Source organism: Pantoea ananatis PA13 (assembly GCF_000233595.1).
GTDB classification, from domain to species: Bacteria; Pseudomonadota; Gammaproteobacteria; order Enterobacterales; family Enterobacteriaceae; genus Pantoea; species Pantoea ananatis.
In genome coordinates this window covers 3699200-3714579 of sequence record NC_017554.1, presented here as the reverse complement: position 1 = coordinate 3714579, position 15380 = coordinate 3699200, and the positions used below count along the sequence as shown (strand labels likewise).

At 52.7% G+C, this 15380-nt stretch carries 16 protein-coding genes; 4 read left to right on the top strand and 12 right to left on the bottom strand.

Annotated elements, in window-relative coordinates; genetic code table 11:
- Window positions 1-40 precede the first annotated feature (40 nt).
- The 5 genes from PAGR_RS17680 to PAGR_RS17660 all read right to left on the bottom strand — a co-directional run bounded on the left by PAGR_RS17680 (window position 41) and on the right by PAGR_RS17660 (window position 4871).
- A complete protein-coding gene (locus tag PAGR_RS17680; protein ID WP_014606567.1) occupies window positions 41-1213 on the bottom strand; it encodes a nucleotide disphospho-sugar-binding domain-containing protein in 1173 nt (390 codons plus the stop codon).
- A gap of 1 nt (window position 1214) precedes the next feature.
- Window positions 1215-1982, bottom strand: a complete 768-nt coding sequence (locus PAGR_RS17675; protein ID WP_227008665.1) for an alpha/beta fold hydrolase — start codon at window positions 1980-1982, stop codon at window positions 1215-1217.
- Window positions 1983-2713: 731 nt separating this feature from the next.
- Window positions 2714-3523: an adenosylmethionine decarboxylase gene (speD, locus tag PAGR_RS17670; protein ID WP_013024649.1), complete on the bottom strand. Its 810-nt coding sequence runs from the start codon at window positions 3521-3523 to the stop codon at window positions 2714-2716.
- 28 nt (window positions 3524-3551) lie between these two features.
- The gene (speE, locus tag PAGR_RS17665) at window positions 3552-4415 is read right to left on the bottom strand and encodes a polyamine aminopropyltransferase (RefSeq protein WP_014606566.1); all 864 of its coding nucleotides are present in this window, start codon (window positions 4413-4415) and stop codon (window positions 3552-3554) included.
- A gap of 108 nt (window positions 4416-4523) precedes the next feature.
- Window positions 4524-4871, bottom strand: coding sequence for a YacC family pilotin-like protein (locus PAGR_RS17660; protein ID WP_014606565.1), 348 nt, complete (start codon window positions 4869-4871; stop codon window positions 4524-4526).
- A 158-nt stretch (window positions 4872-5029) separates the two neighbouring features.
- On the opposite strand from PAGR_RS17660, the gene cueO reads away from it, so the two are divergent.
- A complete protein-coding gene (gene cueO / locus PAGR_RS17655) occupies window positions 5030-6631 on the top strand; it encodes a multicopper oxidase CueO (RefSeq protein ID WP_014606564.1) in 1602 nt (533 codons plus the stop codon).
- Here the strand turns inward: cueO and PAGR_RS17650 are convergent, their stop codons facing one another.
- Window positions 6632-7915 (bottom strand): cystathionine gamma-synthase family protein, encoded by a 1284-nt coding sequence (locus PAGR_RS17650; RefSeq protein WP_013024653.1) that lies wholly within the window; start codon window positions 7913-7915, stop codon window positions 6632-6634.
- A gap of 234 nt (window positions 7916-8149) precedes the next feature.
- Between PAGR_RS17650 and hpt the strand changes: the two genes are divergently transcribed.
- A complete protein-coding gene (gene hpt / locus PAGR_RS17645; protein ID WP_013024654.1) occupies window positions 8150-8686 on the top strand; it encodes a hypoxanthine phosphoribosyltransferase in 537 nt (178 codons plus the stop codon).
- A gap of 69 nt (window positions 8687-8755) precedes the next feature.
- Here hpt and can read toward each other — a convergent pair whose 3' ends face one another.
- On the bottom strand, window positions 8756-9421 hold the full coding sequence (gene can / locus PAGR_RS17640; protein WP_014606563.1) for a carbonate dehydratase: 666 nt from the start codon (window positions 9419-9421) through the stop codon (window positions 8756-8758).
- A 106-nt stretch (window positions 9422-9527) separates the two neighbouring features.
- On the opposite strand from can, the gene PAGR_RS17635 reads away from it, so the two are divergent.
- Both PAGR_RS17635 and PAGR_RS17630 read left to right on the top strand, forming a co-directional pair.
- Entirely contained in the window at window positions 9528-10454 is a 927-nt protein-coding gene (locus PAGR_RS17635) for an ABC transporter ATP-binding protein (RefSeq protein WP_013024656.1), read from the top strand.
- Window positions 10451-11221 carry an ABC transporter permease gene (locus PAGR_RS17630; RefSeq protein WP_013024657.1) on the top strand — a complete coding sequence of 257 codons (771 nt, stop codon included), beginning with the start codon at window positions 10451-10453 and terminating at the stop codon, window positions 11219-11221. The genes PAGR_RS17635 and PAGR_RS17630 overlap by 4 nt, the downstream gene beginning before the upstream one ends.
- Window positions 11222-11277: 56 nt before the next feature.
- On the opposite strand, the gene panD is transcribed toward PAGR_RS17630, so the two are convergent.
- From panD to pcnB, 5 genes are all read right to left on the bottom strand, one after another.
- Complete coding sequence (gene panD / locus PAGR_RS17625; RefSeq protein ID WP_013024658.1) at window positions 11278-11658, bottom strand: aspartate 1-decarboxylase; 381 nt, start codon at window positions 11656-11658, stop codon at window positions 11278-11280.
- 44 nt (window positions 11659-11702) lie between these two features.
- Window positions 11703-12557, bottom strand: a complete 855-nt coding sequence (gene panC / locus PAGR_RS17620; protein ID WP_013024659.1) for a pantoate--beta-alanine ligase — start codon at window positions 12555-12557, stop codon at window positions 11703-11705.
- A 15-nt stretch (window positions 12558-12572) separates the two neighbouring features.
- On the bottom strand, window positions 12573-13367 hold the full coding sequence (gene panB, locus PAGR_RS17615) for a 3-methyl-2-oxobutanoate hydroxymethyltransferase (protein WP_014606562.1): 795 nt from the start codon (window positions 13365-13367) through the stop codon (window positions 12573-12575).
- A gap of 83 nt (window positions 13368-13450) precedes the next feature.
- Window positions 13451-13936, bottom strand: coding sequence for a 2-amino-4-hydroxy-6-hydroxymethyldihydropteridine diphosphokinase (gene folK / locus PAGR_RS17610; protein WP_013024661.1), 486 nt, complete (start codon window positions 13934-13936; stop codon window positions 13451-13453).
- Window positions 13933-15351, bottom strand: a complete 1419-nt coding sequence (pcnB, locus tag PAGR_RS17605; protein WP_206099803.1) for a polynucleotide adenylyltransferase PcnB — start codon at window positions 15349-15351, stop codon at window positions 13933-13935. Before pcnB ends, folK begins: the two co-directional genes overlap by 4 nt.
- Window positions 15352-15380 lie beyond the last annotated feature (29 nt).

The following is a 15380-nucleotide window of genomic DNA, read 5'->3' as shown; positions in this document are numbered from 1 at the left end:
AGCCAGGGTAAATCATGCCTGGCTGGCTGTGCCGGATGGCTTAACGGGTCAGAAAGTTTTCCAGTTCGTGACCTTTATTGCCCGCTTTATCAAATTGCGCCGCGTAGTAATCGCAATTATGTTTCTTATGGCGTGAAAGCGACGCCATTTTCCGGATTTCCTTTATCCCTTTTCCTTTCAGCCCACAGGCCAGCCGCTCAAGTGCGCGGGCGTTTTCAAACTGATCGAACGCGCGGGGATAGATCAGTTGGGGAACGCCATTCTTGAGTAACTGCGCGGTGGTGCCAATACCGCCATGATGAATGGCAAATAAGCACGTTTCGACAAGGGCAATATTCAGTTGAGGTACGGTCATCACGTCATCGTTCACCGACAAGGCGGTTGCTGTTGGCGTAACAAGTACGCATTTTAACCCCTCAGCTTTTAAGTCCTGCAATATCTGGCTAACGGACTTTTTCTCAGCCAGTGCCCAACTGGTAAAAAAGACCACCGTCCGGGAGTCAATAAAGGCGGTAATCTGTTCGTCATCCGTTGATGCACGGCTTTTATTAAGCATAAAACCAGCGTAAAACCCGTTACGCGCTTTTTTCTGATAGAACCAGGGTTCATATAACACGATCGAACGCTGTCCACCGCTCACCCAGTCAGCATAAATATTTCGACAGGCGGGCAGGTGATTGTCGCGGCGTAATTTGTCCAGCGTATCCTGAAGTGCGGGTGACACCAGTGCGCGTTGAAATAAGGCCAGTTTCCAGTTCAGATTCACTCGCAGGCCTTTTTCCAGCGCGTTAATCACGCGCCCGGGCTGCAATTTTAAATTTGAATTGGTCAGGCTGATTGCATATTTCTTAATCTGGTATTTGTCACTTACCGCTTTTGCAGCGAAGCACCATAAAGAATGAATGATAATGCAGTCATCATCCACAAGGGCGCTCATGGCATTGAACATGGCTTCCTGCTGTTCCGCCATATAGTGTGAGATACGTTTCAGAGAGTGCTTTTTTTCCCACAGCGAACGGTCCTGTACCGCGTTGACGTACGTTTCTTTATCGCCCACCGCAACAAAGGAAAGTCCGCGAGAAACGGCTTCTGACCTGAAGTAATCGTTAGCGAGCAAATAAACATCGTGATTTTTTTCTTTCAGAAGCGATCCAATTTCAATACAGGGAAAGACATCGCCAGCTGAGCCGAGTGCGCCAATGATCACTTTCATTTCAGACACCAATCTGGTTAAAAATGGTGTTAAAGGCGGCAGCCGTACGCTCCCGGCTAACTTTTCCTTCCAGATCTAAAAAGTGTCCCGCATCTCTGATCTGATAAAAGCAGGTTTTGTCCGACTCGCCGCAAATCTCTTCAATGTTTTTCTGCGGCGTATGAATATCCAGATCGCCATTGATAAAGTGAAACTGACATGCCGAATTATCGATAATACTTTTGTAGTCATGATTGCGAATATTAGCGATTTGCTCAAGGTGGAAGCGCCCCTGGCGGTACTCAATTTCATCCAGCGTGGTGAGGTGTCTGAAATTGCAGAATTTCATTTTGTTCGGCAAATAGGCGCCGACTTCTTCGTTCATCAAATGCGCAAGATCGACAAATTTTTTCTCTTTTGAGTACAGATTTGCCTGTTTAACGTAGGTGCGCATTCGATCGTTAAATTCGAAAGAGTAAGACGCAATAATGGCGTGTTCCAGGCCATCTTCGCCGTTATTTAACAGCTTCAGCGTCGATGCGCCGCCCCACGAAGCAGAGGCAATAATGTTAGGCTTATAGATTGAAATAATTTCCCGAATGATCGCCACTTCATCATCCAGCGTAACGATATTACAGTCCTGCTCATTGTAGGGTTTCGATTTGCCGGAAAAAGGCAGATCGAACGTAATCACATCTGATTTATCCGCCAGAAACCGCTTCCAGTTCCGAAAGGAAGACGAGGTCGCCAGCGCGCCATTTATCAGGATGGTCCTGTTACGTGTGGGCACGCTGCATTTCACTAATTCCACATAAACGTTAAGTTTGTTTATGTTTATAACAGAGTATGCGTGACTCATATCACTCTCCTTACCAACGATTACCCGCGAAAAGTAAATTTTTTTAATGTATATCACAGGGTGATGTGATCATTAAGTTATTTTTATGTTTTATTGGTTTTTTTAATGGGATTAATTTTATGCCTATGATAGTTAAGGTTTTTAACGAGGTTTTAGATGACTAACCTTAAATGGCTTACTTTTAATCAAAAATTAAGCTTATGTTTTCTTGCGATACAATGTGATCTTCCTCATGGAAAAAGCATTGGTTAGCATGGCGTAAAGCGATGCAGTTTGTTAGGTCACATCATTTTCATTACAGAAATTCATGTTAACTAAATTAATGATTTGGGCGGATCTGGATTGGTTTTTTAGTGTTTAGTACTGAATATTTGAATTAATACCTGTGTTGTAGCGGAAAAGAGACAAGAACGGCCGGAGGAGGGCAGCGATGACAGCGCTGAGCAGGAGAAAGTGAGACGCGGGGTTCTGCGCGTATTACAAGAAAAGTGCTCGCGGCAACCAGGCGATAAAGCCACCAGAAGAGGCAAATTAACCGGACGGCGGCCATCCTGGTTTGCAGCGCATAATAAGTCCTGTTCTGGTTGAAACCGGAAGAGGCATGGATGATGACGAAGGAGAAAATGGCCCCCAACGCAGGGGGCAGGGCAGCGGTAGGGTGACTAGTACGTTTTTAATCCCACTGACGGAATATTTCTGCCGTAGTAAATCTCACGCATTTCCTTCCACAGCAGGTCGGTAATACGTTTATGCTCCTGAGGCGTCAGATCTTCAGGGCGGGTATTGAAAAGATAGTGTTTTAAATCGAACTCTTTTAATAACATCTTGGTGTGAAAGATGTTTTCCTGGTAAACGTTAACATCCACCATGTCGTACATGCCCTTCATGTCTTCAGACATAAAGTTCTGAATAGAATTGATTTCATGGTCGATAAAATGTTTCACGCCGTTCACGTCACGCGTGAAGCCGCGCACGCGATAATCCACCGTGACGATGTCTGACTCCAACTGATGAATCAGATAATTAAGCGCCTTAAGAGGGGAGATCACGCCACAGGTCGATACTTCGATGTCGGCACGGAAGGTGCAAAGGCCGCCTTCTGGGTGGCTCTCTGGATAGGTATGTACACAGATATGACTCTTATCAAGGTGCGCAACGACGGAGTTGGGCAGCGGACCCGGATGTTCTGACGTATCAATATCTTTGGGATCGATGGGTTCCTCACTGACCAGAATGGTCACGCTGGCACCCTGTGGCTCATAATCCTGACGGGCAATATTCAGGACATTTGCGCCAATGATGGAACAGGTTTCGGTCAGAATTTCTGTCAGGCGATTGGCATTATATTGCTCATCGATATAAGCAATATACCCATCACGTTCAGCTTCAGTATTTGCATAGCAAATATCGTAGATACAAAAACTCAGGCTTTTGGTCAGGTTATTGAAGCCATGTAGTTTTAGCTTTTGCAATTTTATTCACCCCCTTATAAATGCCCAGTCAGCGCGGGTCTTCCAGTGCATTCAACAGATATTGTGGCAGGGCAAAGCTGCCAGTATGAATCGCCGGTGTATAGTAACGGCAGCGCAAGCCAGAGGCTTCGAAACGCGCCTGTAACAGGGCCGCGTCGGGCTGGCGCAAAGCAGGATTGTCGCTTGCCCAGGCAAACGTCATGATCCCGCCATAGTAGGTCGGGATAGCCGCCTGATAAAAGCTGACATCCTGGAAGTAGTGGCTGAGTTTACGATGGCTGTTCACTGCCTCGTCCTGCTGCAGGAAGCAGACGCCGTTTTGTGCAACGAAAATACCGTTCTCATTCAGGGCTTTTTTACAGCCTGCATAGAATTCAGAGGTAAACAGGCTTTCGCCCGGACCGATGGGATCGGTACAGTCTGAGATAATAACGTCAAACTTTTCAGTGGTGTGATTGACGAAATTCACGCCGTCATCGATAACCAGATTGAGACGCGGATCGTCGTAAGCGCCGGCACTGTGATTGGGCAAATACTGACGGCAAAAGGTGACCACGCCAGCATCAATCTCGACCATTGTGATTTTTTGGATATCAGCGTGGCGGGACACTTCGCGCAACATGGCACCGTCGCCGCCGCCGATGATCAGCACGCTTTTTGCCGAGCCGTGAGCCAGCAACGGCACGTGCGTCATCATCTCGTGATAGATAAACTCATCACGTTCGGTTGTTTGCACCACGCCATCCAGCGCCATGACGCGACCCATGGCCGCGTTTTCAAAGATGATTAAATCCTGGTGGGCCGTTTTATCCCGATAAAGCTGTTTATCGACGGTAAAATACTGGCCAAAGCCGGCATGAAGTGTTTCATACCACATCTCATTTTGGGCCATGATGAAGCTCTCCTTTCGTGACATCACCCCGAAAATCGGCGGGACATCATAGCTAACTATGATAGTCCTTGCACGGGCAAATGTCTGGTGGGAGAGCGGGCTGGCGCGCTACTTTACATAAGCAAGCAGGCTGAGAGAATCCCGGGCCAACGACTTACATTTTTGGTCATTAGCAATGGCGATGCCGCTTAAATCACGATAGCTGGCTTCGCCGAGGGCTTTCATGTTGTAGTTGTTGTAATTGCTTAAGTCCCAGCGGTTCTGCTGAGCAAAAAACACCAACGCCTTACGAATCTGCGCATCGGGCAAATCCTGGTAGCCACAATCATTTTTTAAATAAACGAATACGGCAGTGAGATCGGCAAGATCTTCTGCTTCGGATTCGCTCAGGGCAAAGCTGGTGGAGGAGAAGCCGAAGAGTCCCGCCAGCAGCAGGATCTTGATGCTTTTCTTCATAGTTATTCTCATCAGATAATTGTCTTAAGACGTTAGCACAGTTATGTAAAGATTTTCGATCAATTTACGCTTTTCGGGGCATTCTGTCCGGCTATGCTTGACCTTGCCATAAGGGCAGGGTTTAGGCTTCAGGTAATTTCGTTACAAGGATGCTGATTATGCAACGTCGCCACTTTTTGAAACTCAGCGCGGCACTGGGCGCGGCGGGTGCGCTGCCGCTCTGGAGCCGCTCGCTCATGGCCGCCACCCGACCGCCGCTTCTTATCCCCGCGTTGCTGGAGGCGGATGCGAATGGCCTGTACAGCCTGACGGCGATGGAGGGCACGACGCAGTGGCAGGGGAAAGCCGTACCCACCTGGGGCTACAATGGCAGCCTGCTGGGCCCGGCCATTCGCCTGAAGCGCGGTACGACAGCCACCATCAACATTCATAACCGGCTTAAAGAAGCGACGACGCTTCACTGGCACGGGCTGGACATTCCCGGTGAGGTAGACGGCGGCCCACAGGGCGTCATTGCACCGGGTGCGATGCGTCAGGTGACCTTTACCCCGGATCAGCCTGCGGCAACCTGCTGGTACCATCCGCATCTACACGGCAAAACCGGCCATCAGGTCGCTCAGGGCCTGGCGGGGTTAATTTTGCTGGAGGATCAGCCGTCAGGTACGCTCCGGCTGCCCAGCCAGTGGGGCACCGACGATGTACCGCTTATCTTTCAGGATAAGCAGCTGAGTCAGTCTGGCGAGCATATCGATTATCAACTTGACGTGATGCGCGCGGCGGTGGGTTGGTTTGGCGACATGATGCTGACGAATGGCGTGCAGTATCCGCAGCACGCCGTGCCGCGTGGCTGGCTACGTCTGCGCCTGCTTAACGGCTGCAATGCCCGTTCGCTGCATATCGCGGCCAGCGACAAACGTCCCCTGTATGTTATCGCCAGTGACGGTGGGCTGCTGTCGGAGCCGGTGAAAGTGGATTCACTTCCGCTGCTCCCTGGTGAGCGTTTTGAGATCATGGTCGATACCTCTGACGGCAACGCCTTTGATATCGTCACGCTGCCGGTCACGCAAATGGGCATGACGCTGGCACCTTTCGATCGCCCCCTGCCGCTGGTGAATATCTTGCCGCTGCGGATCATGGCCAGTGCAACTTTACCCGACCAGCTCGCCACGCTGCCAGCTGTGCCAAAAACAGAAGGCCTGACAACGCGCTGGCTGCAGCTCAGTATGGATCCCCAGTTGGATCAGCAAGGTATGCAGGCGTTAATGGCGCGTTACGGTGAGAAAGCCATGGGCAAAGGAGGGCAGCACGCTATGCCAATGGGCAACGACGCGAGCGAGATGAATCATGACAGCGGCGCAGAGACGATGGATCACCAAAATATGGACCATGGCGCAATGTCCACTGCCGCGTATGATTTCCATAACGGCAATAAAATTAACGGTCTGGCATTTGATATGACGCGTCCCGCCTTCAATGTGAAACAGGGCGCCGTGGAAAAATGGACCATTTCCGGCGAAGGCGACAGCATGCTGCATCCTTTTCATATTCACGGTACGCAGTTCCGTATTCTTTCAGAAAACGGCAAACCGCCCGCCGCCCATCGTCAGGGATGGAAAGACATGGTGAATGTCGACGGCTGGCGCAGTGAAGTACTGGTGCGTTTCAATCACGCCGCCGCCGCCGATCATGCTTATATGGCCCACTGCCATTTGCTGGAGCATGAAGATACCGGGATGATGCTGGGCTTCACCGTGACCTGATCAGGCTTGTTCAAGGGCCAGTCGGATGTCTTCTACCAGATCTCCGGCATGTTCGATGCCGATCGATAAGCGTATCGTCGCGTCGGTAATACCGATGCGCTCACGGACTGCATCCGGCACGCCAGAATGCGTGGTTGTGCCGGGATGGCTGGCAAGTGACTCGGTGCCGCCCAGGCTAACGGCCTGCTTAAACAACGCAAGCGCATTGAGAAAGCGAAACGCGGCAGGTTGTCCGCCCACGATATCAAAAGAGAAGGTCGAGCCGGCGCCGCTGCACTGCTCGCGATACGTTTTGCCCGCGGGGCTTTCTGCATCCAGATAGGGCAACCAGTGCAACGCTGCTACCTTAGGATGCGGCTGCAGAAAGGCGGCAACGGCTTCGGCATTGCGAAAGGCTTTTTCCATGCGCAGCGACAGCGTTTCCAGTGAACGGCCAATCATCCAGCTTGAGTGCGGATCCAGTTGCGTACCGATAGCGCTGCGGAGGGCGCGAATTTGCGTCATCAGCGTTTTCTTACCCATCACCGCGCCAGCGATCAGGTCAGAGTGCCCGCCGACATATTTCGTCAGAGAATACAGCGATAAGTCCGCCCCCAGCGTCAGCGGCTGTTGAAAAATCGGGCCCAGCAAGGTGTTATCACAGGCGATGACCGGACGCGAACCCTGATGCCGATCGATCTCGTCGGCGATGCGCCCCATCAGCGCAATATTCACCAGGCTGTTGGTGGGATTCGCCGGGGTTTCCACCAGAATCATCGCGACGCGCCCCTGCGCCATCGCACGATGAGCCGCATCACGCACTTTTGCTTCATCGTGTCCGTCGCTGAAGCCGACCGCCTGAATGTCCAGATTGTGCAGTGTCTTACTCAGCAACGTTTCCGTGCCGCCATACAGCGGCTGCGAATGCAGAATGACTTCTCCCGGTCGTGCAAAGGTTAACAGCGTTGTCGAGATAGCCGCCATACCGGAAGCAAACAGGGCACAGCTTTCCGCCTGTTCGTAAATGGCCAGGCGATCTTCTACGATCTCGCTGTTGGGATGATTAAAGCGGGAATAAACCAGTCCGCCGCTTTTGCCTTCCGGAGGCTGACGACGGCCTGAAACATAGTCGAAAAAATCGCGGCCTTCTTCTGCGCTGTCAAAAACAAAGGTAGAGGTAAGAAACACGGGCGGCTTCACGGCACCTTCCGACAGGCGAGGATCGTAGCCATAATTCAGCATCTGGGTTTCAGGATGCAGTTGACGATCGCCAACGTGCGTTTTCTTACTTGAGGGTGAAGTCATTGAGATCTCCCAATAAGGTCGTTAACTGCATAACGATATGTTGATAAAATCCTATCATGCAGCAATTAATGCTGTTAAATGCTGTGTTGTTCTAAGGTAATGCTGAGTGTGCAACTGCCAGACGACAGGTGAAGATTTTTACTACACGTAAACGTTTGCTTTTTCCGCGCGGCATCAGTACGCCTTTCTACTATGATAGACTGCGTGGCTTTGTGAGCTACCGGGCAAAAGGCAATGAAACATACTGTTGACGTAATGATCCCTGAACAGGCAATCGCCGCGCGCATCGCTGAACTGGGCAAAGAAATCACCGACCATTACCGCGACAGCGGCAGTGATATGGTGCTGGTGGGGCTACTTCGTGGCTCATTTATGTTTATGGCTGATTTATGCCGCGTCATTGATGTCCCGCACGAAGTGGATTTTATGACCGCATCCAGTTACGGCAGCGGTATGTCCACGACCCGGGATGTGAAAATCCTGAAAGACCTGGATGAAGATATTCGCGGCAAAGATGTTTTAATTGTCGAAGACATTATCGACTCCGGTAACACGCTTTCGAAAGTGCGTGAAATCCTGCGCTTGCGTGAGCCAAAATCCCTGGCGATTTGTACGCTGCTGGATAAGCCTGAACGTCGGGAAGTCAACGTCAACGTTGAATACGTCGGCTTTTCTATTCCCGATGAGTTTGTGGTGGGCTTTGGTATTGATTATGCGCAACATTATCGCCACCTGCCTTACATCGGCAAAGTGGTGCCGCTCGAAGACTGAATGCCGTTGACCGCACATTCTTCCAAGGCCTGAGCCCGTCGTTTCGTGTAGGCTTGTCGCGCAACAGCGTTACTGGCGCTGAAAATCGCCCTTAACTAACAGATTAGCCATGCCGTGACGATAGCGTTGTTCAAGGTTCTCCCGGCTGCTTGCCGTCACATCAAGATTGCGCAGGCAGCCATCCTGGATACCGTAAACCCAGCCATGGAGCGACACTTTGCGTCCACGTTTCCAGGCGGATTGCAGAATCGTGGAATGCCCAAGATTATAAACCTGCTCAACAACGTTGATTTCGCAAAGTTTATCCAGGCGTTTATCCGGCGGGAGTTCCCCCAGTAACACGCTATGCTTGTACCAGAGATCGCGAATGTGCAGCAGCCAGTTATCTATGAGACCCAGCTCCGGGTTATCCATAGCGGCCTGAACACCACCGCAGCCATAGTGGCCGCACACGATGATATGTTCAACTTCTAACACCTCTACCGCGTACTGCACCACAGAAAGGCAGTTGAGGTCGGTATGAATGACCAGGTTGGCGACGTTGCGATGAACAAACAGTTCGCCGGGCTCAAGGCCGGTAAGGCGTTCGGCGGGCACGCGGCTGTCTGAACAGCCAATCCAGAGGAAACGCGGTTTTTGCGCCTGAGCCAGTCGCTCAAAAAAGCCGGGATCTTCTTTGACCAGTAATGTGGACCATTCGCGGTTATTACTGATCAGGGTATCAATATCTGTCATGGCGTTAAGCAACCTGTTACTGCGCATTTGCGTGCGCGTACTATAGGCGAAGGCTTCCTAAATTCAAACGGCATTACAATGCCATACAACAGGGTATGTATTCAGAATGACCTATGCACTGGAACTTTCCCGGCTGACCAAGACCTATCCCGGCGGCGTACAGGCGCTCAAGGGCATCGATCTGAACGTCGAAGCCGGTGATTTTTATGCGCTTTTAGGGCCTAACGGCGCGGGTAAATCGACCACTATCGGCATTATCAGTTCGCTGGTGAATAAGTCTGAGGGCAGCGTCAGGGTTTTTGGCTACGATCTGGAAAAAGACGTAGTGAACGCCAAACGCCAGTTGGGCCTCGTCCCACAGGAGTTTAACTTTAACCCGTTTGAAACGGTCATGCAGATCGTAGTGAATCAGGCCGGTTACTATGGCGTTGAGCGCCGTGAAGCCCTGCAACGTGCGGAAAAGCACCTGAAGCAACTCGACCTGTGGGAAAAACGCAACGAGCGCGCGCGGATGTTGTCCGGTGGCATGAAACGTCGTTTGATGATTGCCCGCGCCCTGATGCATGCGCCCAAGCTGCTGATTCTGGATGAACCTACCGCCGGGGTCGATATTGAACTGCGCCGCTCGATGTGGGTGTTTTTGAAAGATCTGAACGCGCAGGGCACCACTATCATTCTGACCACTCACTATCTTGAAGAGGCAGAAATGCTGTGCCGCAACATCGGCATTATTCAAAATGGCGAGCTGGTGGAAAACACCTCAATGAAATCTCTGCTGTCAAAGCTGAAATCGGAAACCTTTATCCTGGATCTGGCCCCGCGCAGTCCGCTGCCGTCGCTGGAAGGTTTCCAGTATCGCCTGGTCGATACATCGACGCTGGAGGTCGAAGTCCTACGTGAGCAGGGGCTGAACAGTGTATTTAGCCAGCTCAGCGCTCAGGGCGTGCAGGTACTGAGTATGCGCAACAAAGCGAATCGTCTGGAAGAGCTGTTCGTCGGCCTGACGCAAGGAAAAACAGGAGCTAAAGCATGACACATTTGTACTGGGTGGCGTTAAAGAGCATCTGGGCCAGGGAGGTGAACCGCTTCGCCCGTATCTGGATTCAGACGCTGGTGCCACCCGTTATCACCATGACGCTGTATTTTATTATCTTCGGCAACCTTATTGGTGCGCGTATCGGCGATATGAATGGGTTCAGCTACATGCAGTTTATTGTGCCTGGCCTGATTATGATGTCGGTGATCACCAACGCCTATGCCAACGTGGCTTCCTCGTTTTTTAGCGCCAAGTTTCAGCGCAATATCGAAGAGCTGCTGGTGGCACCGGTGCCGACGCACATCATCATTGCGGGCTATGTCGGTGGCGGTGTGGCACGCGGCGTTTGTGTCGGTGTGCTGGTTACGGCGGTGTCGCTGTTTTTTGTCCCTTTCCATGTTCATTCATGGATGATGGTTGCCGTCACGCTGCTGCTCACTGCCGTGCTGTTTTCGCTGGCCGGCCTGATTAACGCGGTGTTTGCCCGTACCTTTGACGATATCAGCCTGATACCGACCTTTGTACTGACGCCATTAACTTACCTGGGCGGCGTGTTTTATTCGCTGACGCTGTTACCGCCCGTGTGGCAAGCCATTTCAAAGCTGAACCCGGTGGTGTACATGATAAGCGGCTTCCGCTTTGGTTTCCTCGGCATCCACGATGTTCCGCTGGCGCTGACCTTATCGGTACTGATTGCCTTTATCGTGGTGTTCTATATCGCGGTCTACTTCCTGATTCAGCGCGGGCGCGGATTGCGTACCTGATGCCATGACGGACAAAAAAAGCAGCGATATCGCTGCTTTTTTTATGTGGGCCGGGCTTACGCCAACTGTACCGGCAAGGCTTTCGCCAGGCGCTTCATCTGATTATCCCCTTCAAAGTAGGCCACGTTGGGCTTCCACTGACGGGCTTCTGCATCTTCAACCTGCACATAGGAGCAGATAATCAGGATATCGCCTTCACAGGCACAGCGCGCCGCTGCGCCGTTGACCGAAATGATTTTTGAACCTCGTTCGGCGGCGATAGCATAGGTAGAGAAACGCTGACCGTTGGTCACGTTGTAAATATCGATGGCTTCGTATTGCAGGATGCCAGAAGCATCAAGGAAATCCTGATCGATGGCGCAGGAGCCTTCATAGTTGAGGTCTGCCTGCGTCACCTTCACGCGATGCAATTTGCCTTGTAAAACCGTGCGAATCATAGTCAGAAACCTTGTTATACAGCCAAAAATACGACCTGCAGCCTTTACTGCGTGAGGTCGACCTGTTGATTATCGATCAGCCGTGCGTTCCCCAGCCAGGCCGCCATTAAAACCACGGCACGCTGACTGTCCACCGTCAGAGGGGCTAGCGTTTCTGCATCGCAGATTGCCAGGCCATCCGGCCGCAATCCTTTTTCCTGCAGCGACAGATTCGCGGCATCAATAATATCGTCAATCTGCCGCTCGCCATTAGCCAGTCGGGCGGCCATTTCATTCATTACCTGACTCAAACCGGGTGCCAGCTTGCGTTCATCGTCAGTGAGATAGCCGTTGCGTGAGCTGAGTGCCAGGCCATCTTTGGCACGGACGGTGGGCACACCGACAATCTCGATGTCGAACCCCATATCCGCCACCATTTTACGAATGATGGCTAACTGCTGAAAATCTTTCTCGCCGAAGCAGGCTATATCGGGCTGAACCAGATTAAACAACTTGCTGACGATGGTCGCGACGCCGCGAAAATGGCCGGGACGGCTCGCGCCTTCCAGCAGCGATGACAACACCGGGACCTCTACGAACGTCTGATTGGCCAGCCCCTGGGGATAAACCTCGGCAGGTGAGGGCGCAAACACGACATCGACGCCGTGACGGTTGAGCTTCTCGCAATCCTCCTGGAGCGTACGCGGATAGCGAGCCAAATCGTCAGGACGATCAAACTGCATGGGGTTGACGAAAATGGACACGATAACGATATCACCCCGTTCACGCGCCTCGTCGACCAGCGTTAAATGCCCTTCGTGCAGGTTGCCCATTGTCGGCACCAGCGCGATACGTTTACCTTGCTCGCGCCAGCGACGAACGTCACGTCGCAACATAGGCAGAGTGTCGATGATCAGCACGGCAATTCTCCTGAATTACTGGAAACTGTGTTCAACAGCGGGATAGCTTCCTGCTTCAACTTCAGCAATATAGCGGCGGATGGCCGCCCGGATGTCGCCGGTCTCAGCCAGAAAGTTTTTCGCAAATTTGGGCACGTGCCCGCCGGTGATCCCCAGGGCGTCGTGCATGACCAGTATCTGACCGTCGGTAACGTTACCTGCGCCGATACCAATCACCGGAATCGCCAGCGCCTGGGTCACGCGCTGCGCCAGCGCAACAGGGACACATTCCAGCACCAGCAGCTGAGCCCCCGCCGCTTCGATAGCCAGCGCATCAGCCAGAAGCTGCTCCGCGCCTGCTTCATCGCGCCCCTGTACTTTATAACCGCCAAAAATATTCACAGACTGCGGCGTTAATCCCAGATGGCCACATACCGGCACGGCGCGCTCCGTCAGCATGCGTACGCTGTCTGCCAGCCATGCGCCGCCTTCCAGCTTCACCATATTGGCTCCGGCTCGCATGAGCTGCGCTGCGTTATTAAAGGTTTGCTCTGGCGTGGCATAACTCATGAAGGGCAGGTCAGCCAGTAAGAGCGACTGAGGCGCACCCCGACGCACCGCTGCGGTATGGTAGGCGATATCGCTTACCGTTACAGGCAACGTCGAATCATGGCCCTGTACGGTCATTCCCAGCGAGTCGCCTACCAGTAGCACCTGAATGCCCTCATCGGCAAACAGCCGGGCGAAACTAAACTCGTAGGCGGTCAGGGTCGCGAATTTTTTGCCGCTTTCTTTCCACTGACGCAAATGAGAAATGGTGGTGGGTTTCATGGCGCTCTCAACTCAGAAATTCAGATGGACGCATTTTACTGTATCGCGTTGCTGAGCGGAATCTGTGACGTGTGAATAGATGATCAACTGTGCCAGGGACGGATGCTGGAGCAGTCAAGTCTGGCCAGAAGCGGCTGAAGCGGGCGGCCATCAGGCAGGTGCAGATTGGGCGCAATCGCCAGCAGCGGTACCAGCATAAATGCGCGATTAAGCAGGTCGTAATGCGGCACGATCAGCCGATCGCTGTTGAGGCTGGCTGTACCAAACAGCATGATATCAATATCCAGCGTGCGCGGGCCCCAGCGCTCGGCTTTGCGAACGCGACCATGTTCCCGTTCAATTCGCTGGGTTTGATCCAGGAGCGCCTCGGCAGTGAGCGTGGTTTCAAGCGCTACCGCTGCATTAAGGTAGTCCGGCTGGTCGGGTGGGCCATAGGGCGGCGTGCGGTAAAAGGGGGAGGTAGCTACGCGTTGAGTCTCAGGGAGAGCGTCCAGGGCTGAGAGCGCTGCATCAATCTGATGCAGCGGATCGGCAAGGTTACTGCCTAATGCCAGATAAACCCGGGTCATGAGGCGTTGTTGTTATCACGACGCGGAGCCGTTGAACGGCGACGAGGGCGGCGCGTACGGCTGCGCGGGGCCGGATCGTCTCCCAGGGTATTCAGCATCGTTTTCTGCTGTGGCGGCGCGGCAACCTGGAACTCTCCCCACCACTTACTCAGGCGCAGCAGTTCCGGATTGTTTTCTACCTCCGCTCGCAGCGAGAGCAGGTCGTAAGCAGCACGGAACTTAGGATGCTCCATCAGCTTCCAGGCCCGCTTACCGTGGCGACGAGACATGCGTAGCTGCAACTGCCAGATGTCGCGAATCAACGATGTGATGCGCTTAGGAATGGCTAACGCACGGCAGGCTTCGTCCAGCGTATCGTTCATGGCCAGGGCAAAGGCATCGTAATAGGTCAGGCCACTTTCCTGCGCAATGCGTTCAGCCGCTTCGAGCTGTGGATACCAGAACATCGCGGCGAACAGGAAGGCCGGATTAACCCGCATATCATTTTGAATACGGTTATCCGTGTTCTTCAGCACCTGGGCCAGCATGCGCTCCATGTGGCTGTCGCCGTTCTCGGTAAAGTTACGGGCCAGCGTGGGGAACAGCGGCTGAAATAACTGGTATTCACACAGCTTAAGCCAGGTACTGTAACCATAGCCGGCCTGCAGCAGTTTTAGCGACTCTTCAAACAGACGCGCGGCGGGCACGTCACGAAGTAACGACGCCAGACGGGGAATCGGCTCAGCCGTTTCAGGCGCAATACGCATATTTAATTTGGCAGCGAAACGCGCAACGCGCAGCATGCGCACAGGATCTTCGCGATAACGGGTTTCCGGATCGCCAATCAAGCGAATAATGCCTTGCTGCAGATCGTTCAGACCACCGACATAATCCCGCACCGAAAAATCGGCCACGCTGTAATAGAGGCTGTTGATCGTCAGATCGCGACGCTGAGCATCATCTTCGATGCTGCCGAAAATATTGTCGCGCAGCAGCATACCGCTCTGGGCACGCTGAGAATTGTTATGATCGTCGCTGGTCTCTTCAATCTGATGATGACCGCGGAATGTCGCCACTTCGATCACTTCCGGCCCAAACATCACGTGCGCCAGACGGAAGCGGCGGCCAACCAGACGGCAGTTGCGGAACAGTTTACGCATCTGCTCCGGCGTGGCGTTTGTGGTCACGTCGAAGTCTTTAGGCTTCTGTCCCAGCAGCAAATCGCGCACGCCGCCGCCAACAAGATAGGCTTCATAACCGGCTTTATTCAGACGATACAGCACCTTGAGGGCATTTTCGCTGATGTCTTTACGTGAGATGGTGTGGCTTTCACGAGGAATGATGGTCATATGACTCTCAGGTTCAACCTCTGCTGGTGCTTCCTCGTCATCACGCTTCAGGACTTTCCGGCAAAAATTAGCGACTCGGGTAAAAATGGGACACCTCGACAGTGACAATTAGGGTG